This window comes from Priestia megaterium, assembly GCF_046599315.1.
GTDB classification, from domain to species: Bacteria; Bacillota; Bacilli; order Bacillales; family Bacillaceae_H; genus Priestia; species Priestia megaterium_F.
On the sequence record NZ_JBKIKC010000001.1, the window covers coordinates 1,256,800 to 1,276,747 of the forward strand.

Here is a 19,948-nt window from a genome sequence, read left to right on the forward strand (position 1 = left end):
AATAAACACAATTTGTCGATTCGTGTTAAAAATTCAGATTAGCATCGTTATTGTAATTGGCTAACAAAAAAACCTCTTCACTTATTAGAAGAGGTTTTTCTACTATTCGTTTAAATCGTAGCGTTTGCCTTTCACAAGGTAAAATACGCTTTCTGCTACGTTAGTGGTATGATCAGCCGTACGTTCTAAATATCGGGCTACAAATAAAAGCTGTGTAATTTGGTTCATTGCCTCCTGCTTTTCCTTAGCAAGGCTTAAAAGTTCTTTGATTGTTATTCCGTAAAGCTCATCCACTTCATCGTCCATTTCCGCTACTTTTTTAGCTAACACAAGATCTTCCTCATGATAAGCTTTTAATGAAAGACTCAGCATTTCAATGGAAATGTCGTGCATTTTCTTCACGTGTTCTAACGGTTTAATCAATTCTTCATTTCCGATTCGTATAGCCGATTTTGCTACGTTAACCGCAAAGTCTGCCATACGCTCAACATCCGAGGCAATTTTAATTGCTACGATAATACGTCTTAAATCGATAGCCACCGGCTGTTGCTTCGCAATAAGTAAAATAGCTAAGTCATTAATTTCTTCTTCTAGATCATCAACGTATGCATCACCATCGATAATTTCTAGCGCCAGCTCAATATTGCCTGTTTGCAATGCTTCAATTGATTTGGATAGCGCCTCATGCGTTAGACGCCCTATTTCCAATAATTTTTCACGTAATATTTTTAAATCACCATGAAACTTTTCACGTACAACCACTCATCCCATCTCCTTGTATGTCTTAACCAAAACGACCTGTAATATAATCTTCTGTACGTTTATCAGATGGCATTGAGAAGATTTTATCTGTTTCTGCGTACTCTACCACTTCTCCATTTAAGAAAAATGCTGTTTTATCTGAAATACGCGCAGCTTGCTGCATATTATGTGTAACAATAATAATACTAAAGTCTTTCTTTAATTCTTGTACTAACTCTTCTACTTTTAAAGTTGAAATTGGATCAAGTGCAGAAGTAGGTTCATCCATCAAAATAACGTCTGGTTCAATGGCCAAGCAACGCGCAATACAGATACGCTGCTGTTGTCCACCTGACAAACCATTTGCATTTTGATTCAAACGATCTTTAACTTCGTCCCAAATAGCTGCTCCTCGTAAACTTTTTTCAACAATTTCATCTAGTTTTTTCTTATTGCGAACGCCATGAATTCTGGGACCGTACGCAATATTGTCATAAATAGATTTTGGGAACGGATTTGGTTTTTGAAAAACCATCCCTACTTGCGTCCGCAGTTCTTCTACATGATACGATTTATCAAAAATATTTTTCCCTCTATATTCGATCTCACCTGACGTCCGGACAATTGGGGTCATTTCTACCATACGATTTAACGTTTTGATATACGTTGATTTCCCGCAGCCTGAAGGACCGATAATCGCGGTAACTTCGTTAGCATGAATGTCTAAATCAATATTTTTCAAAGCATGTGTGTCGCCATACCATAAATTTAAACCTTTTGTTTTATATACAACTTCTTTTGTTTGCGGAGTATTCACTTTTTCTTTGTTAGTCAATTCCATTGTTATTGCCATTGGATAATCCTCCTTCATCGTCTTTAACCGTTTTGAGCACAATAAAAGTCTCTCTATGTCTATTTAATATCTATTGTTTACTATCATTGTAAATAAAGACGAGAAGCCAAAACGCTTCCTCGTTACTTTTATCATTTCCTATTAAACCTTACAATTAAAGAATAATAGCCGACTATTAATTGTGTTTTAACTCAATGTAAAGGTTTTGTAAATGAAGGTCTATCTTCGTATTTTTTAGGTAAAAAACTAGTTCCTATGACCCTTAAATTCAATAAAAAACCATCTATGTAAAGACTTTTAGTAAAAAAGAAAAGATTGAGACATAACTAAATCAACCGAATCTAAAGACGAATAAATAGGATAAATAAGCTAGTATGAATCGCTTGTTCCACCGCGGTTAATTTCCGTGCAAGACTTCGCTTTCCGCAGGCGGCCGGTGAGCCTCCTCGTCCCTTACGCTCCTGCGGGGTCTCACCTATTCCGCTTTTCCCCCAGGAATCTTCGCCTTACCTTCCACTCAACCGCTAGAAGCAAATATGTACATGAAACCTACATTCACCATACTAATAAAAAAATCCGAACGAAGTTGATTCTTAATCAAGAATCTCGATTCATCGTTCGGATCTTCCTTCAACTAAAACACTTTTGTCCCAGTTTCTTTAATTAGCGTCGTTTGCAATGACAGCCTGTTGATTCTCTTCCTGGTCTTTTACTTCTTGTTCGCCTTTTTTCTTTAAATCAAAGTACGTATCGAGAGCAGAACGAGCAAGCTCTTTTGTAATGGTATTTGGTGCACTTGGCACAAATGCCGATGGTACAACAACAGCTACTGCAATTTCAGGATCATTTGCCGGAGCAAAGGCTACGAAGTTTGAGTTATTGACTTTAACCGGATCTCCTCCGTTTGGGTTTTTCTCATAGGCTTGTGCCGTTCCTGATTTACCAGCAGGATTATAGCTCGCTGTATGGAAAGCTGCATATCCTGTACCGCCTTGTTCTTGCGTAACGCGCTTAAAGCCATTTTGAACATCTTTAATGTATTCTTCTTTCATCGTGATACGATTTAATACATCAGGTTCAAATGAATGCTGCGTACCGCCAATTTCATCGGTTTTAATCGTTGGTTTTCGGATTTCTTTTACTAGCTGTGGCTTGATACGATACCCTCCGTTAGCTATTGCAGAGGTATATTGAACAAGCTGCAGCGGCGTGTACGTATCATACTGACCTATTCCTAAATCAAGCGCCGTACCCGGAACATCGCTTCCTCCTTGGACCCCTGTCGATTCGTTATCAAGGTCTATGCCTGTAGATACGCCTAAACCGAACTGACTGTAGTAAGAACGCAGTTCGCTGAATGTATCAGGTTCAATCGGTAAAGTCATGTTCTTATGGTACTGTAATCCAGCCATCGCCATTACCGTTTTAAACATAAATACATTGGATGAATATTTTAATGCTGATGAATACGTTAATGGCCCTAATCCTTCAGCCTCAGCTGATTTCTTAATCGGTGTTCCTTTAATTTTTAACGGTTCATCAACTAACACTGTATTTGGCTTAATAGCCCCTGAATCTAAGCCAGCCAGAACCGTTGCTCCTTTTACAACAGAGCCCATTGTATAAGATGTTGAAATATTCCCTAATGCAAAATCTTCTATTTTAGGTACTCCGGTCTTCTTATCAATAGTGTATTTTTTACCTGCCATCGTTAAAATTTCTCCTGTATGAGGATCCATCATAATAACAAAAGCACGGTCTAAAAATTGCGTCCCTTTCATTTGTTTTTTAGCTAAAAGCTGGTCCGTAATTTGTTTTTCTATTGCTTTTTGAAGCTCCATATCAATGGTTAAAACCAAATCACTGCCGCGTTCGCCTTTAGAAACTTGAATTGTATCAAGGAGATTTCCTTTATCATCTGTTACATACTGAACTTTTTCTTTTTGACCGCTGAGCTGAGCTTCGTATTGCTTCTCTAAATAGCTCGTCCCAACTTGGTCATTTCGGCTATAGCCTCTTGACAAGTAGTACTGCACTTTATCTTTAGGCAGTCCCTCGTTGGCAGAGGATACATTTCCAAGCAAAGTACGGAGAGTACTGTTTTCTGGGTATGAGCGATCCCAATACGTTGTTGTATCAACACCTGGAAGCTCGTCTAAATGCTCACTTACAACGGCATACTCTTCATTGGTCACACCGCTTTTAACAATTTGTGGCGTGTTAGAATAACCTGCCTCCATTTGGCGCTTAATAGCGAGAACTTCTAAATCACTCTTTAAACTTTCTAAATCTTTTTTAGAGATGCGATCTAACTGACGTTGATACAGTTCGTCATCAGTCATTTCACCGTCTTGAACTTTTTTGCGATCAGCTTGCGTAATTTTCTGCTCCGCTTTTTTTGGATGAAGCATAATCCAATAGTCTTTCATGTCGCGTTCTGTAATTTTTACCACATTTTTAGAATCTTTATTCTTTTTATTTTCTGGAATATCAATCACATTTGTGGTGTAAGGAACATCGATCATAGTGGCTAACTTTTTTGCAATGCGCAGCCTCTCTTCAGCTGTATTTCCTTGAAAACGAGTATATGTAATCGTATTTAAAGAGGTATTATCTACAATTACGCGGTTATAACGATCGTACATTTTCCCTCGAGGAACAGGCGTACTGACTGTAACATCCTGTGTTTTTTCGACTTCTCGTTCGTAATTCTCACCGTACACAATTTGAACAAGCCCCAACCGCAAAATCAATACGGAAAATAGGGTAAATACGGTCAAGAAAAGTAAGTTCACACGAAAAGGCACGTGACTTTTTCTTCTTTTTTTCTTTTTCATACCAACACCTACACTTTATAAAACATATATACCATGACACCATAAAATCAGACATTTAGCAAATAAATAGACACCCGGCAGGTGCCTATTTACGCAACGTATTCATTCTAAAAGAAATGCAAGACATTTTCCATAGTACAAATTAAGGAGCTAACAACACGCTAAGCTGGTGACTCTCCGTCTCCTTCATTTAATACTGGTGGAGGAGTAACCGTAGTTTCTTTTTTGTGTACAGGCTGTGAAATATGTCTTACACAAAAGTAAATGATCGTATGCCCTGCTCCGACAATAGCCAATAAAACGGGAATACTTTTTGCTTCATCAAAAAACAATACAGCTACTAAAAATAAAGATATGGAAACGACGCGCCCGATGTTCAAAAATACTTCTCTGACCACAATGTATTCGATTCTTTTTGAAACAACGTCTTTTGCCCGTCCAATCACATCATACGTTAAAGAAATGAATGGAACCAATAAAATAGGATAAGCAATGGCGATACAAACAGCATATATAATTAACTTCGGATAAGATAAGTTAAAGATAAGCAAAAACACTGCTCCATAAAGAAGGATTCCCCCTGTTAAAATAAATCTAAGGCGATTTTTTTGCTTAATAAACCTTGAAGCTACATAGTATCCTACAAACGCAACCGCTGAATTCACCAATCCATATGTCCCCAAAGCTAATTCACTTCCCGTCGTAATAAACACCATGACGGATACAACAAAAATGAACGTACCTTCACGCAACCCTTGGAAGAAATGAGCTTGCAATATTCGATTCCAGTCTTTATTGACTTTTCGTTCAGCCCATACTGCTTTAAATTTGTATACTCCCTCCGCTGTCCGTCTAGTAATAAAAAAACTAAGGACAACAGCACCAATAAATAATAGCAGAGATACACCAAAGACAATTTTATACCCAAGTGATTCATACAAAGCGGAAATAACGAAGCCCGCTCCTAAAGGACCAATCATCCCTGCAAAAGAGTTTAAGATTCCTAAAAATCCGTTAAAAAAGTCTCTTGTATCAGGTTCTGTAATTTCAAAAGTTAGTACATTAAAAGCTAGCCAATAAAAGCCATATCCTATACCCAGTAGTCCACCAAGCAATACTAAATACTCAGCTGCGTTAGCTCCACTGACTAATACAGCGATATAAAAAACAGCTAAAAAAGATACACCTAACCTTAAAACCACTACCCGGTCAATTCGTTTGGCCCATTTACCTGCTAAAATAAACGTAAGCGGCTGAAGCACCGCTACCGCTAAATTATAAATAGCGAGATCCGAAAATTCTCCTGATTGTTTCCACAGATAAATGTTAACAAACGAATTGGAAATCGAAATAGCCAAGGCATAAAGACCGCCTATAATTAAAAGCAAAAGTAAATCTTTACTAACTTCTACATCTCCAACTACTTTTTTTAATAAAGGCATATCAAAAAACTCCTTTTCTCTTCTACAACTAGTGTGTGAAAAAGAAAAGGAGATATGTAAAAGAATTGGAAAACAAAAAAGCCAGTAAAGGTAATAATTACTTTACTGGCTTTTAAATACGTCTTTAACTTATTTTGCAGCGTCGTAACGCTTAGCAACTTCGTCCCATTTTACAACATTAAAGAATGCTGAAATGTAATCCGGACGACGGTTTTGGTAATTTAAGTAGTAAGCATGCTCCCAAACATCTAGACCAAGGATTGGCGTTTTGCCTTCCATTAATGGGCTATCTTGGTTTGGTGTGCTTGTTACTTCTAATTCACCGTTGTTTACAACTAACCAAGCCCAGCCAGAACCGAAGCGAGTTTTAGCTGCATTTGCAAATTCTTCTTTGAATTGATCAAAGCTGCCAAATTTGTTAGCGATAGCGTCTGCTAATTCACCAGTTGGAGCACCGCCACCGTTAGGGCAAAGGATTGTCCAAAATAATGAGTGGTTAGCATGACCGCCACCGTTATTGCGTACTGCTGTACGGATATCTTCAGGAACAGCATCTAAGTTTGAAATTAACTCTTCAATACTTTTGTTTTCTAAATCCGCTTTACCTTCAACAGCAGCGTTTAGGTTTGTAACATATGTGTTGTGATGTTTTGTGTGGTGAATATTCATTGTTTCTTTGTCGATATGTGGTTCAAGTGCATCGTATGCATAAGGTAGTTCTGGTAATTTGTAAGCCATGAATAATTCCTCCTTCAAAATATGTAAGCATTTTGGCGCTAAAGCACCATATACGTCTAGATTAGCAAATTTACCCTACTGTTTCAAATAAAAAGTACTTAATCCATGATTTATATTTACCTAATTCCCATTCACTATTCTTTTAAACATAAAAAAAGCCTCTTTTTCTTAAAAGAAGCTTTGAATAGACAATAGTATGGCGGAGGAAGAGGGATTCGAACCCCCGCGGGCTTTAACACCCCTGTCGGTTTTCAAGACCGATCCCTTCAGCCGGACTTGGGTATTCCTCCACCCGTATAAATGGTGGACCCTGCAGGACTCGAACCTGCGACCGGACGGTTATGAGCCGTCTGCTCTAACCAGCTGAGCTAAGGGTCCACATGGCTCCACAGGTAGGACTCGAACCTACGACCGATCGGTTAACAGCCGATAGCTCTACCACTGAGCTACTGTGGAATAATATAAATTATGTATGTCACAAATGCAAATTGGAAAATAGCGGCGGAGGGGATCGAACCCCCGACCTCACGGGTATGAACCGTACGCTCTAGCCAGCTGAGCTACACCGCCATGGCTCCACAGGTAGGACTCGAACCTACGACCGATCGGTTAACAGCCGATAGCTCTACCACTGAGCTACTGTGGAACAATATAACATTTACTAGCGACATTAAAAATTTAACATGTTTTAAACCTAAAGTCAATACATTATTTTAAAACAGCGTATAAAAAATAGGCGATCATCAGTAGTTGAATAAATCCTTTTGAGATGGCACCACTAAAAAACCCAATAACAGAACCTACTCCAATTTTCACTGCGTTGCTAATCGTTGTTCGATGAACAATCAGCTCTCCCACAATCGCTCCGATAAACGGACCTAAAATAATTCCAAATCCAGGGATGATAAACGGACCTACAAGCAGTCCAACCGTGCTTCCCCACACACCTGCTTTGGTACCTCCGAATTTTTTCACCCCGATAATATTGGCTACATAGTCTGCCAAAAAAAGCGCTAGAACTAATAATCCTTGTATCACCCAAAACAGCCAGCTATAGGAACTAAAGTCATAAAACAAACCGTATATAACAAATCCCAGCGCTACAAATAGCACGCTTGGGATAATCGGATAAATCAGCCCGACAAACGATACAACAAAGCTAACGATAATTAATGTCCAACATAAAATGGCCATACTCGCACCTATCCTTTTTATTATTACTATTTATCATACAATAACTACCCGCATAAAGAAAGACCTTGGTCTCACAAGACCTTCCTTTATTTTACTTTAAAATATATCTTGAGATAACGATTTCAAGCGCCGCTTCTGCAGTACTTAAAGCACGATCTCCAGTTCTTAGCTGCTAATAACATTTACAAAAAAGACCGGATTAGAACCTGTACATATACGTTTATTTAAACATAAGATGTGCTTTTGCCAAAACGCTCCATTGCATCATTGTAATTGGAAAAGGTTCCTAAAAATTTATTGTAAACCTTAAATTTTCACTATAAAATAAGGTATAATCAGAATTTTGAATAAGAGGAGGCTTTACAATGAGCATGCTGAAAAAGATAGCATGGAGTCTTACTTCCTTCCCAAAAATAAGGTCACTTCGCTTTGAGCATACAAACAAAACGATTGGCTTTATATTATTTTTAACACTTATTTCCTTGCTGCCTACATTTTTCTTTATGACTTTGACGATTGTAAACGGCTATCATATCGCTACTACAGATCTTCCAAAATCTGTTTCTTCTTTTTCTATTTCAAATTCACGGCTTACGTCAAGTCAGCCTTTCACAAAAAAAGTAAACGGCACTGCTTTTATCTTAAATCCCTCACAATCTATTGAACGTTTTCATTCTCCTGCTCATGCGATTGGTTTCTTAAAGGATGGGATTTACATCACGACTAATTCACAAACACAAACATATTCATATGATTTATTAAATTGGCACCATAAAGATAAAAATGAACTGTTAAACCTGCTGCACGAACAAAAATCTTCTTTATACATACTTGTTCCTATCGCTATGCTTTTACTGTACGCATTAACATCTGGACTAAACTTCCTTTCTATTACCTGCCTCGCCTATCTCGGGAAACTGATTGGACTCTTTACCAAAAAGCAGCTTCCTTTCAAGCAGCTATGGGCACTGAGCGCTTATAGTACGGTAGCCTTCACGTTGATCTATACGCTATTTGAAGCTTTTTCTTTGTCTCTAGCAATACATAGCTCCCTTTACTGGATAGGAACATTCTTCATTTACTTGTTGCTTATCATCGGACTTCCAATAAGAAAAAACGTAAAGCCTAATAAAGCCTCGTTCTCTTAAAGAGAACGAGGCTTTATTTCTGTACAATTTTTTTTCTTACCATTGCAGAAGAAAGAATTTTCAACTGATACAAAACCCACAAACCTCCTGCTGCGAGCAGGATAAAGCTATAAATAAACATCAGCCTTTCATTATGCATCCATACTTCAAAAATAACAGGACCCAATGCTACTCCTAAAAACCTCACCGTTCCATAAATGGATACAATAAACCCTCTTTCTTCGTCTGAAGCCGCTGAAGTAATCATCATATTAATACACGGAAGAACAAATCCTAAGCCTCCAAAGGCGACTGTCAAACAAAACATCAACACAGGAAGCGTATAAATAATCGTTAATACTCCAAACATCAGGAATAAAAGAGTTATTCCTACTATCATTAATTTTTTCATGAGCCCTACATCCGTTTTGATGCGTTGACCTGTCCAATAAGAAACGAGCGTCATTGCACCAAGAGGAAACAAAAAAGCGGTTCCTTTAAAAAAACCGTCTATATGATACGTTTCCTCTATTAAAAAGGATAGGTAATATAAAATGCCAAATAATAAAAACAATCCCAATCCCCCGACAAAAAACGAAGGAAAAAGCGCTTTCCTTTTATCATAGACAATCTGGATAGCTCTCTTTAAATATTCTCGAACAGATACTGAATCTGAACCTGTTTTTCCCTCTTTCACGTACATGACTATACCTACTAAAGCAGCACCTGCAGCTAAAGGATACACAAAAAATGCGGCATGCCATACAACGAGTGCTGCCGATGCTCCGATTATAGGCGCAACCACTTTTCCAGCTCCGTTATACACTTCTAAAATCCCGAGGACTTTTGCTCTTTTTTCCCCTATAAATACATCTCCAGTTAATGCCATTGCCAACGTTGTAGTACCAGCGGCTCCAATCCCTTGAATCACTCTTCCAGCCATCAACACAGCAAAACTTTCAGAAGAGAACGAAGCACTGCTAGCAGCGACAAAGCTACCGATTATTATCATGATGAGTGAATACACAATTAACTTTTTACGCCCGTATCGGTCTGATAAAATCCCTACAGCAGGGATGCAAAGAGCAGCTGGAATCGAAAATGCACTCAGTATTAAACTGGTTTGGACTCCGCTTAAGTGAAGCGACTTTTGAATGTTTGGTAACAGAGGAATGAGCATGGAATTACCTAATACCATGATTAAAGGCAATAAACCTAATGAGACAATCATTAATTTTTCTTTCAAATTCCGTTCTCCAATCATATTTAAGTAAGACAAGCATAGGCTTTACACATAAGCAAAAGAATGAAGGAGGAGCACAATGAAAAAGTTATGTGCGTTAGCCGCTTTCGCTTTTATCGGATATATTTGTCACTATGACATTAAATACGGGACCATTCCTACTGCTACTGATGCGGTTCAAGTCAGCAAAGCGCAGCCTGCAGAAACGAAATCCGCTAGCTCTTCTTCCAGCTATACAAAAGTTAAAATTAAGCCGGGCGATACGGTTTTGTCTGTAATTGAAGAGCTTACAAAAAAATCGATACCAGTTTCTATGAACCAAATGATTACAGATTTTAAAAAGTTAAATAACGGCAAAACGCCTGAAGATATTCAAATTGGAAAAACGTATAAGTTCCCTATTTACAAGTAATGACAGCATTCTTCTTGTCAAGATAGGATAGTCATTGTTAAAATAGCTAAGGTAGCACTTTCTACTAGTTATTTTGTTCATAAAGAGTTATTCTATTAATGAATTCAAATTCTTGATTTCATTTTGAAGGAGAGATTATCACGTGAGTGAAATTATACATCGTACAAAAACACGCCCGGTCAAAGTTGGAGATTTAACAATTGGGGGCAGTAACGAATTAGTTATTCAAAGTATGACAACCACTAAGACACATGATGTTGAAGCAACGGTTGCAGAAATTAAACGTTTAGAAGAAGCAGGATGCCAAGTTGTTCGAGTCGCTTGTCCAGACGAGCGCGCAGCAGATGCAATCCCTGAAATTAAAAAACGCATTAACATTCCATTAGTTGTGGATATTCATTTTGACTATCGCTTAGCTTTAAAAGCAATTGAAGGCGGAGCGGATAAAATCCGTATCAACCCAGGTAATATCGGACGCCGTGAAAAAGTGGAAGCTGTTGTAAATGCTGCAAAAGCTAAAAATATTCCAATTCGTATTGGAGTTAACGCCGGTTCTCTTGAAAAACGTATTTTAGATAAATACGGTTACCCGACCGCAGATGGCATGGTAGAAAGTGCACTTCATCACATTAAAATTTTAGAAGACCTTGATTTCCATGACATCATCGTTTCAATGAAAGCATCGGATGTTAACTTGGCAATTGAAGCATATGAAAAAGCGGCTCAAGCGTTTGACTACCCTCTTCACTTAGGAATTACAGAATCCGGTACATTATTTGCAGGAACTGTAAAAAGTGCAGCAGGTCTTGGAGCTATTTTATCTAAAGGAATCGGAAATACATTACGTATTTCTTTAAGTGCGGATCCTGTAGAAGAAGTAAAAGTTGCGCGCGAATTGCTAAAATCATTCGGTTTAGCTTCCAATGCTGCAACTCTTATTTCTTGTCCAACTTGCGGACGTATTGAAATTGATTTAATTAGCATTGCTAATGAAGTTGAAGAGTATATTTCAACTGTAAAAGCACCGATTAAAGTAGCGGTACTTGGCTGCGCTGTAAACGGTCCTGGTGAAGCTCGTGAAGCCGATATCGGGATTGCAGGAGCACGCGGCGAAGGTCTCCTATTCCGTAAAGGTGAAATCGTACGCAAAGTTCCTGAAGAAACAATGGTTGAGGAACTAAAAAAAGAAATTGATAAAATTGCTGCTGAATATCACGCAAAGCAAGAAGCTGAAAAAGCTGCAGCTAAATCATAATTAAAAAAGCGAGGCGCAATGCGCCTCGCTTTTTTTATGAAAAGAACGGTAATATAAATGTACCGACAATAATCGATACAACTCCGATCCCTATTGCCCATGCTCCTAGCGTAAGTGCTCCTTTTCTGCGTGCGATAAACCCTAGAATAATCCCAGCGGCACCAAGAATAATTGGTAAAAAGAATAGTGAAAGAATTGAAAGCACGAGTGCGAAACGACCGTATCCCGTTCCTTCTCCTCGTTCAGCGACTTCATGATTGCGATTGCGATCAATATCTATAACTTCACGCTGTGCATGAGGTTCTCCTACTCGGTAAGGAACGCCCACTTCAGCTGCAGTTTCTTCCATGAAATCAGCTTCATATACATCTTTTCTACGCCTTTGTTCTTCATTCTCCATGCTTAATCCCTCGCTTTCGTAAATAAGGAGCATTTATAGTATCTGAATGCAAGGAAAAATTATAAGTGTTAATCTTATACAGCCGCTCATTTTCTTACAAAGAATATATAAATACGCGATAAAGCTTTTACCATATGATAATCATGACGTTTCTTTCCTAAGGCTTATAAAAAGTATTACTGTTTCTACTTGGGCTTTATGTTACACTAAACAAGAATAAATCAAGCATCTAAGTAGAATAAACGTATTAAAGGAGTGCACGTAGTTGACGAAAAAGTTTGGAATTGACATTGATGGTACTGTTACCTCTCCTGAAACTTTTGTTCCTCATTTAAATAAAGCCTTTAACTTAAATTTAACACTTGAAGATATTACAGAATATGATTTCAGCCCTTTTGTAAATGTATCACCTGCAGAATTAGGGAAGTGGTTTAAAGCAAACGAACGCTCTATTTACGAAACCTCTCCACTTGCAGACGACGCAAAAGCGGTTTTACAAAAATGGCATCAAAAGCACGAATTATTCTTTATTAGTGCAAGGCACGATAAGCTATTGGATGTCACGGAAGAATGGTTTCACAAAAACGAACTATCGTTTCATCATATTGAACTAGTCGGCTCTCATTTTAAAGTTGAAACAGCAAAACGATACGAGGTTGATATCTTTTTTGAAGATAAACATGATAATGCTTGTGAAATCAGTGAAGAATGCAATATTCCCGTTATCTTATTTGATACTCCTTACAATCGCTTACCTGTTCCAAAAGGAGTGGTTCGCGTATACAATTGGCTAGAAGCGGATCAGTGGGTAGCCAGCTGGTTAAAAGAACAAAAATAAAAAAGAGAGGTGCATAAAGCCCTCTCTTTTTTATTGATTACATTCTATACACTGGCCATAAATTTCAAATTTATGACCTGTAATATTAAACCCTCGCAAATCCTCGTCTACGTACTCCATCGGACAAGCTTCAATTTCTTTTGTTTTTCCACAATCTAAACAAATGAAGTGATGATGGTGATGAGCAGTTGCACATTTGAATCGAAAGTGCTTTTCGCTCGAAAGCTCCGTCATTTCAAGTATGCCTAATTCCACAAACAATGATAAATTACGGTAAATTGTATCAAAACTCAGGCCAGGATAATCAGGCTTCATGTATTCTAATACATCTTTGGCCGTTAAATATTTGTTTGACTTTGAAAACAGTGCAAGCATTTCTTCACGTTTCCCTGTATGTTTATATCCTTTATCCTTTAATAAATGAATGGCTTCAGTTAAATTCATTTTTGTTTCCCCTTCCGTCCTTTATTAATCATAATAGATATGATTAAAATAACAACAGCGATGACAACAATTGTACCTCCTGGCGCTAAATCCAAGTAGTACGCTGAAAATAATCCGCCTAAAACAGATATTTCACCAAAAATCACTGAAAGCAGAATCGTTTGTTTAAAGCCTCTAGCTAAGCGAATACTTGCTGCTACGGGAAGAGTCATAAGAGATGACACCAATAAAATACCGACGATACGCATTGATACAGCAATGACAAGAGCAACCATCACAATAAATAAAAAGTGCATCCACTTCGATTTGATCCCTGATGCAGTAGCGTGCTCCTCGTCAAAAGATAAAATAAACAATTCTTTATATAAGAAAAAGACAATAGCTATTACAAATACGGCTATTACAACAACTGTCCAAAGATCAGAGCGACTTACCGCACTCACGCTTCCAAACAAATAATTCATTAAATCATTATTAAAACCGTCTGCCAGAGAGATACAAATCGCACTGATACCAATTCCGCCCGATAAAATAATCGGAATGGCCAGCTCTTGGTAATGTTTGTAGACGCCTCGAAGTTTCTCAATAAAAAGAGCGCCTGTAACGGAAGACACCATCCCTAAATAGACGGGGTTCACTCCTTGCATAAAACCTACTTTCTGACTAAGAAGCAAGCTCGCAGAAATCCCCGCTAGCGTCACGTGACTTAAAGCGTCTGCAATTAGAGAAAGGCGCCTCACTACGATGAACGTTCCCAATAAAGGAGCTAAGACGCCAATAATCATACCGGTTAAAAATGCATTTCGTAAAAACTCAAATTGAAATAAACTGCTTATCATACGTGCTGCCCTCCATGATGATGGTCATGCGTTAACACATGAACATTATGACCATAAAACATAGATACATCATGTTCACAAAGCTGTTCGAATTCTTTGGCATTCCCATGAAAGTGTAGAAATTTATTTAAACAAGCAACGTGGGTTACTTTTTCTGAGACAGTGCCAATATCGTGAGTAACAAGCACAAGCGTAATTCCTTTTTCTTTATTTAACTTTTCAAGAAGCTCATAAAAAGTATACACATTTTGTGCATCCACTCCGACTGTTGGCTCATCTAAAATCAATAGCTCTGGCTCACTCACAAGCGCGCGTGCAATAAAAATTCGCTGTTGCTGACCACCCGATAGTTCTCCTATGTTTCGGTTTAAAAATTCGCTCATCCCTACTGCCTCTACCGCTTCTTTTACTTTTTGTTTATGAGAAGCATTCATAAAGCGGAACAAACCTAATTTTGAAGTAAGGCCCGTTGAAACCACTTCAAAAACGGTAGCAGGAAAGCCGCTGTTGAAACTATTCGCTTTTTGCGATACATATCCAATTTTACTTCGTTCTTTAAACCTTCTCTGATCTTTTCCAAATAACCGAATTGCACCTTGAGATGGTTTTTGTAAACCAAGTAAACATTTAATTAGCGTTGATTTTCCAGAACCATTTGGACCAACAAGACCCAAAAAAGCTCCTTTTGGAATTGAAAAACTTATATCTTCTAATACATTCACTCCATCATATTGAAATGATAAATGATCAATTTCAATAATATCAGGTGTACTCATATGCGCCTCACCATTCTTTTTTTATATTTCTCCATACAAAAGAGGGCACGGTTCCTATCGTATACTCCGTTACCCATTTACTTTCTCAGAATCATTACGATTTAATCATTAATGTAGTATACAGGATTGTCTTTTATTTGTAAACTAAGCTGTTTCACTCATTCGCTTTCTTGCCTAGATAAGCTCAAACGACTCAAAATTTTGTTTTATTACAAAATATAGGCACATCTTTCTTTTTTATTCATAAACTGTATATGACGAGGAGGTAATCATATGAAAATTGTACAGCAGATTGTCAATAAAAAAGTAAACAACATTACCCCGAAAGAGCTTTTAAAGTATAGCAAACAGTACAATATCCCCCTTACAGATCAGCAGGCACAAACCCTTGTATCCGTCATTAGACAGCAGCCCGTAAATATTTATAACCTTGAAGAGCGCCGAAATTTAATCAAACAAATTGCTCAAGTAACAGATCGCGAAACTGCCAAACGAGTAAACGAATTATTTCAGCAGTTGATGTAAAAGAAGAGGTCATGTCTGTAGACATGACCTCTTTTAATCACATATGAAATTACATAAGCTTCTGTTTTAGCTCTGAATCAAAGCTTTGTGCACGGATCATATCAATTTCTAATTGATATGGCGCTTTTTTATTTTTCTTATCTTCTCCTACATAAGGAGTTTCTAGAATTTTTGGAACCTCTTTAAACGCTGGGTGATGAACAATATAATTCAGTGCACCAAATCCGATTTCACCAAATCCAATATTTTCATGACGGTCTTTTCGAGCACCGCATACATTTTTACTATCATTGATGTGAAGCACTTTAATTCTCTGTATTCCTACCGTTTTATCAAATTCATTTAATACGCCATCAAAGTCTTGAACGATATCGTAACCAGCATCATGAACGTGACATGTGTCAAAACAAACAGAGAGCTTGTCATTGTGCGTCACACCGTCAATAATTTGTGCGATTTCTTCAAAGCTTCTTCCACATTCTGTTCCTTTTCCAGCCATTGTCTCAAGCGCAATTTGAACTTCTTGGTCAGCTGTCAGAACCTCGTTTAGCCCTTTGATAATTTGCTGAATACCAGCATCTGCTCCAGCCCCCACATGGGCTCCTGGATGAAGAACAATTTGCTTTGCACCAAGAGCATGAGTGCGCTGAATTTCAGATCTTAAAAAATCTACTCCAAGCTCGAAGGTTTCAGGCTTTGTTGTATTTCCTAAATTAATAATATAGGGAGCATGTACAACAATATCTTTCATTCCATGCTCTTTCATATGCAAAAGACCGGCTTCAATATTAAGTTCTTCAATCTTTTTGCGACGAGTATTTTGCGGAGCACCTGTATAAATCATAAATGTATTTGCTCCATAAGAAGCAGCCTCTTCACTTGCTCCTAAAAGCATCTTTTTGCCGCTCATGGATACATGAGAACCAATTTTCAACATTACTTTTTACACCTCTAAACTATTACAATTAACGATTGTTGCGTCTTTCACTACGCTTTTTCTTTTGAACATACTTTGTAATTTCACGAGCACGTTTTTTCTTATAGCCCGGCTTTACTTTCTTCGGCTTTTGAATAAAGCGATGTGCCTCTTCTCCCACTTCATCCGCTTTCTTCTGACGCTTTTTACGGCGGTTACGGTCATCAATAGAAATCCATTCTTGCTTTTGAAGATCTTTGTTTACAAACTCAATTCCCATTTTCTCTAGCTTATTTACTGCATCTTCATCTTCCACATCGAAGATTGTAGCAGCAATTCCAGAATGACCTGCACGAGCTGTACGTCCTACGCGGTGAATGTAGAAATCCAGATCTGAAGGAAGCTCAAAGTTAATTACGTGTGAAATCCCTTCAATATCAATACCGCGAGCTGCTAAATCTGTCGCTACTACGTATTGAAATTCTAAATTATTAATTTGCTTCATCATTTTCTTACGGTCACGAGGAGATAGGTCTCCGTGAATTCTTCCTACTTTTAACCCTTTAGATAGCAAATCGTCTGCTACTTCGTCCGCCATTTTCTTTGTATTTGTAAAGACAATAGCTAAATAAGGGTTATACGAAATAAGCATATCATGCAGTAGCTTAAACTTGTTACGATGACGCAGCGGGACTAATACATGCTCTAGTTTAGCCGCTGCCGCTTGCTTCGGCGAAACGTGCGTATACTTTGGATTTTCCATGTATTTTTTTAAGAATGGCTTTAATTTTTCAGGAATAGTTGCTGAAAAAACAAGCATCTGTAATTTCTCAGGCATATTGCTTGCCAAACGATCTACATCTTCTAAAAATCCCATGTCAAGCATTAAATCTGCTTCATCTACTACTAGCGCCTTAGTTGTATACACAACTAACGCTTTTTCATTTACTAAGTCAAACAAACGAGCCGGTGTTCCTACCACAACTTGAGGTTGCTTCTTTAATTTGTCGATTGTACGCTGCTTATCTGTACCGCCGATAAAACATTTTGCTGAAATTTCTTCTCCTTCAGCACTGTGTTTTGTTAGCTTTAATACTTCTTGATAAATTTGAGAAGCAAGCTCACGAGTTGGAGCAGTAATCACAACTTGTACTTCTTCTTTTTTAGGGTCTACCTTTTCAAGTAGAGGTAATAAATAAGCGTGTGTTTTACCCGTCCCTGTTTGTGACTGACCAATTACACTTTCCCCTTTTAAAACTGAAGGAATTAAGCGCTCCTGAATTTCTGTAGGCTGATAAAAACCTAACTGTTTAATTGCTTCTATTAAAAATGGTTGAAACTCAAAACGTTCAAAGTTTGTTTTTTCCATAATAGTCTCCTTTTTTATATTCACGTTCATCTTTTAAGGCACAATATATGATTATAATCGATTTTTCCTTCCGTGACTACTTCTCATTCATATTACTAAAACTTATTACCTGTTTCAAAAACATTTTATCGCGAGTTGCATACGATAGTAAAAGAAAATCTACTTTACTAAAGGAGGTGCGTCCTTTGCTACAGCGAAGACCACCATTTCCACCCGGTATGCAAAGAAGAATGATGCCAGGAATGCCACAACAAAATGGCTTTGGGCAACCTGGTAACTTTGGCCAATTCAATCCATTACAGCAGTTCCGTAACTTTGCCCAGCAAACAAATGCTCAACAATCATTTTACCCGAATCAGCAAGGCCTGAACCGTGGAGGAGGTAACTTCTTAACTCGCCTATTCCGAAGAGGAGGAAATAGAAATATACCATTTCAACAAGCGGCTGCCGCTGCTCCTCGAGGTTCTTTGTTTTCGGGCCTTTCAGGAGCTCAAGGTGCTGCAGGAACAGCTAACTCTTCTTCCCTGCTTGGAGGCTTGCAAGGATTAACGAACCCTGCTAACTTGAGCTCCATGATGGGAAATGTTCAACGAGTATTAAAAGCAGCTGAAACGATGGGACCTATGATTCAACAGTACGGACCTCTTGTCAAAAATGCTCCTTCTCTATGGAAAATCTATCAGGCCTTACGCTCAAGTGATGACACAGATGAAGTAATCGAAGCAGAAGGAACAGAGGTTACTGAAACAGATGAAAGTAAAGACAGTAAGGTTTTATCAGTAAGCGCAGAAAGTACGGATTCATCCGATGATGAGCTGGATTTCTTCGAAGAAGAAATTGAATATTCACCTAGAGATCGTGTGTCTAAACCAAAACTTTATATTTAATAAAACCGCTGATTCCTTAAGGAAATACAGTGAGTAAAAAAGAATATCTTTGTATTCTGCCTTCCTCTTTTATATAATAGAAGCGAGTTGAATTGCTCGTCAGGATTATGATGAGGAGGAAATTGAAATGAAAGTTATTAAAATCGCACCGCGCGGCTATTGTTATGGTGTAGTAGACGCAATGGTCATTGCGCGAAACGCCGCTTTAGATAAATCGTTGCCTCGACCAATCTATATCTTAGGAATGATTGTTCATAATAAACACGTTACAGATGCGTTTGAAGAGGACGGCATTATCACACTGGACGGTGCTAATCGCCTAGAAATCTTAGACCAAATAAATGAAGGAACCGTTATTTTTACTGCGCACGGAGTATCTCCAGAGGTAAAAGAACGAGCAAAAGAAAAAGGCTTAACAACAATCGATGCTACATGTCCGGATGTTACAAAGACCCATGACCTTATTCGTCAAAAAGAAAAAGAAGGTTATGACGTTATTTATATCGGAAAAAGAAATCACCCTGAGCCAGAAGGTGCACTAGGCATCGCACCAGATATCGTTCATTTAATTGAAAAAGCAGAAGACGTAGCCCATTTAAATATTCAACGTGAAAAAGTCATTGTAACCAATCAGACAACAATGAGTCAGTGGGACGTTGCAGATGTAATGGAAAAGGTGAAAGAAAAATATCCGCATGCTGAAGTTCATAAAGAAATTTGTTTAGCTACACAAGTTCGCCAAGAAGCTGTGGCTGAGCAAGCAGGTGAAGCAGATGTTACAATTGTAGTAGGAGATCCTAAAAGTAACAATTCAAACCGTTTGGCTCAAGTATCAATCGAGATTGCCGGCACTGAGGCATATCGCATCGGCGACATCTCAGAGCTTCAGATTGAATGGTTGATGAACGCTAAAACTGTAGCTGTTACGGCAGGTGCATCTACTCCTACTCCGATTACAAAAGAAGTTATTAATTTTCTAGATCAGTTCGATCCGGAAGATGAAACAACATGGACACGTGAAAAAAGTGTACCTCTTTCAAAGATTTTACCAAAAGTTCGAACAAAAAAATCGTCTTAATAAACGCAAAGGTGCTGACATTCGTCAGCACCTT

Annotated in this window: 20 protein-coding genes and 5 tRNA genes; 7 read left to right on the forward strand and 18 right to left on the reverse strand. The window is 38.1% G+C overall.

The window, feature by feature from the left end; genetic code table 11:
- Window positions 1-102: 102 nt before the first annotated feature.
- From phoU to ACLHDF_RS06910, 11 genes are all read right to left on the reverse strand, one after another.
- Entirely contained in the window at window positions 103-762 is a 660-nt protein-coding gene (gene phoU / locus ACLHDF_RS06860; RefSeq protein WP_413918155.1) for a phosphate signaling complex protein PhoU, read from the reverse strand.
- A gap of 22 nt (window positions 763-784) precedes the next feature.
- A complete protein-coding gene (pstB, locus tag ACLHDF_RS06865; RefSeq protein WP_413918156.1) occupies window positions 785-1,594 on the reverse strand; it encodes a phosphate ABC transporter ATP-binding protein PstB in 810 nt (269 codons plus the stop codon).
- Window positions 1,595-2,253: 659 nt separating this feature from the next.
- Window positions 2,254-4,431 carry a peptidoglycan D,D-transpeptidase FtsI family protein gene (locus ACLHDF_RS06870; RefSeq protein WP_413918157.1) on the reverse strand — a complete coding sequence of 726 codons (2,178 nt, stop codon included), beginning with the start codon at window positions 4,429-4,431 and terminating at the stop codon, window positions 2,254-2,256.
- 161 nt (window positions 4,432-4,592) lie between these two features.
- Entirely contained in the window at window positions 4,593-5,873 is a 1,281-nt protein-coding gene (locus ACLHDF_RS06875; RefSeq protein WP_413918158.1) for an MFS transporter, read from the reverse strand.
- 129 nt (window positions 5,874-6,002) lie between these two features.
- Window positions 6,003-6,611 (reverse strand): superoxide dismutase SodA, encoded by a 609-nt coding sequence (sodA, locus tag ACLHDF_RS06880; RefSeq protein ID WP_413918159.1) that lies wholly within the window; start codon window positions 6,609-6,611, stop codon window positions 6,003-6,005.
- A 197-nt stretch (window positions 6,612-6,808) separates the two neighbouring features.
- Window positions 6,809-6,901: transfer RNA gene (locus ACLHDF_RS06885), tRNA-Ser, on the reverse strand.
- A gap of 11 nt (window positions 6,902-6,912) precedes the next feature.
- A tRNA-Ile gene (locus ACLHDF_RS06890) sits at window positions 6,913-6,989 on the reverse strand.
- A 3-nt stretch (window positions 6,990-6,992) separates the two neighbouring features.
- Window positions 6,993-7,067, reverse strand: a tRNA-Asn gene (locus ACLHDF_RS06895).
- A gap of 40 nt (window positions 7,068-7,107) precedes the next feature.
- A tRNA-Met gene (locus tag ACLHDF_RS06900) sits at window positions 7,108-7,181 on the reverse strand.
- Between the two features lies 1 nt (window position 7,182).
- A tRNA-Asn gene (locus ACLHDF_RS06905) sits at window positions 7,183-7,257 on the reverse strand.
- Between the two features lie 62 nt (window positions 7,258-7,319).
- Entirely contained in the window at window positions 7,320-7,805 is a 486-nt protein-coding gene (locus tag ACLHDF_RS06910; RefSeq protein WP_413918160.1) for a DUF456 domain-containing protein, read from the reverse strand.
- 365 nt (window positions 7,806-8,170) lie between these two features.
- On the opposite strand from ACLHDF_RS06910, the gene ACLHDF_RS06915 reads away from it, so the two are divergent.
- A complete protein-coding gene (locus ACLHDF_RS06915) occupies window positions 8,171-8,953 on the forward strand; it encodes a DUF1189 domain-containing protein (protein ID WP_413918161.1) in 783 nt (260 codons plus the stop codon).
- A gap of 13 nt (window positions 8,954-8,966) precedes the next feature.
- On the opposite strand, the gene ACLHDF_RS06920 is transcribed toward ACLHDF_RS06915, so the two are convergent.
- Window positions 8,967-10,178, reverse strand: coding sequence for an MFS transporter (locus tag ACLHDF_RS06920; RefSeq protein WP_413918162.1), 1,212 nt, complete (start codon window positions 10,176-10,178; stop codon window positions 8,967-8,969).
- A 76-nt stretch (window positions 10,179-10,254) separates the two neighbouring features.
- On the opposite strand from ACLHDF_RS06920, the gene ACLHDF_RS06925 reads away from it, so the two are divergent.
- Together ACLHDF_RS06925 and ispG are read left to right on the forward strand one after the other, a co-directional pair.
- The gene (locus ACLHDF_RS06925) at window positions 10,255-10,587 is read left to right on the forward strand and encodes a hypothetical protein (protein WP_413918163.1); all 333 of its coding nucleotides are present in this window, start codon (window positions 10,255-10,257) and stop codon (window positions 10,585-10,587) included.
- Window positions 10,588-10,738: 151 nt separating this feature from the next.
- A complete protein-coding gene (gene ispG, locus ACLHDF_RS06930; RefSeq protein WP_201763664.1) occupies window positions 10,739-11,842 on the forward strand; it encodes a flavodoxin-dependent (E)-4-hydroxy-3-methylbut-2-enyl-diphosphate synthase in 1,104 nt (367 codons plus the stop codon).
- Window positions 11,843-11,876: 34 nt separating this feature from the next.
- Here the strand turns inward: ispG and ACLHDF_RS06935 are convergent, their stop codons facing one another.
- Window positions 11,877-12,242 carry a DUF4190 domain-containing protein gene (locus ACLHDF_RS06935; RefSeq protein ID WP_413918164.1) on the reverse strand — a complete coding sequence of 122 codons (366 nt, stop codon included), beginning with the start codon at window positions 12,240-12,242 and terminating at the stop codon, window positions 11,877-11,879.
- 265 nt (window positions 12,243-12,507) lie between these two features.
- On the opposite strand from ACLHDF_RS06935, the gene ACLHDF_RS06940 reads away from it, so the two are divergent.
- Window positions 12,508-13,080 carry a 5' nucleotidase, NT5C type gene (locus tag ACLHDF_RS06940; RefSeq protein WP_413918165.1) on the forward strand — a complete coding sequence of 191 codons (573 nt, stop codon included), beginning with the start codon at window positions 12,508-12,510 and terminating at the stop codon, window positions 13,078-13,080.
- Window positions 13,081-13,110: 30 nt separating this feature from the next.
- On the opposite strand, the gene ACLHDF_RS06945 is transcribed toward ACLHDF_RS06940, so the two are convergent.
- Genes ACLHDF_RS06945 through ACLHDF_RS06955 form a run of 3 tightly spaced genes read right to left on the reverse strand, consistent with a single transcriptional unit; the run spans window position 13,111 to window position 15,139 of the window.
- Window positions 13,111-13,524 (reverse strand): Fur family transcriptional regulator, encoded by a 414-nt coding sequence (locus ACLHDF_RS06945; RefSeq protein WP_413918166.1) that lies wholly within the window; start codon window positions 13,522-13,524, stop codon window positions 13,111-13,113.
- Window positions 13,521-14,363, reverse strand: coding sequence for a metal ABC transporter permease (locus ACLHDF_RS06950; protein WP_413918167.1), 843 nt, complete (start codon window positions 14,361-14,363; stop codon window positions 13,521-13,523). Before ACLHDF_RS06950 ends, ACLHDF_RS06945 begins: the two co-directional genes overlap by 4 nt.
- Complete coding sequence (locus ACLHDF_RS06955) at window positions 14,360-15,139, reverse strand: metal ABC transporter ATP-binding protein (protein WP_413918168.1); 780 nt, start codon at window positions 15,137-15,139, stop codon at window positions 14,360-14,362. Before ACLHDF_RS06955 ends, ACLHDF_RS06950 begins: the two co-directional genes overlap by 4 nt.
- Window positions 15,140-15,412: 273 nt before the next feature.
- Here ACLHDF_RS06955 and ACLHDF_RS06960 point away from each other — a divergent pair, with 273 nt between their 5' ends.
- Window positions 15,413-15,664, forward strand: a complete 252-nt coding sequence (locus tag ACLHDF_RS06960) for a DUF2624 domain-containing protein (RefSeq protein ID WP_413918169.1) — start codon at window positions 15,413-15,415, stop codon at window positions 15,662-15,664.
- A 49-nt stretch (window positions 15,665-15,713) separates the two neighbouring features.
- Here the strand turns inward: ACLHDF_RS06960 and ACLHDF_RS06965 are convergent, their stop codons facing one another.
- On the reverse strand, window positions 15,714-16,601 hold the full coding sequence (locus ACLHDF_RS06965) for a deoxyribonuclease IV (protein ID WP_413918170.1): 888 nt from the start codon (window positions 16,599-16,601) through the stop codon (window positions 15,714-15,716).
- A 28-nt stretch (window positions 16,602-16,629) separates the two neighbouring features.
- The gene (locus tag ACLHDF_RS06970; protein WP_413918171.1) at window positions 16,630-17,949 is read right to left on the reverse strand and encodes a DEAD/DEAH box helicase; all 1,320 of its coding nucleotides are present in this window, start codon (window positions 17,947-17,949) and stop codon (window positions 16,630-16,632) included.
- Between the two features lie 176 nt (window positions 17,950-18,125).
- On the opposite strand from ACLHDF_RS06970, the gene ACLHDF_RS06975 reads away from it, so the two are divergent.
- Window positions 18,126-18,836, forward strand: a complete 711-nt coding sequence (locus ACLHDF_RS06975; protein WP_413918278.1) for a YqfQ family protein — start codon at window positions 18,126-18,128, stop codon at window positions 18,834-18,836.
- A gap of 127 nt (window positions 18,837-18,963) precedes the next feature.
- Window positions 18,964-19,914 (forward strand): 4-hydroxy-3-methylbut-2-enyl diphosphate reductase, encoded by a 951-nt coding sequence (locus tag ACLHDF_RS06980; protein WP_413918172.1) that lies wholly within the window; start codon window positions 18,964-18,966, stop codon window positions 19,912-19,914.
- Window positions 19,915-19,948 lie beyond the last annotated feature (34 nt).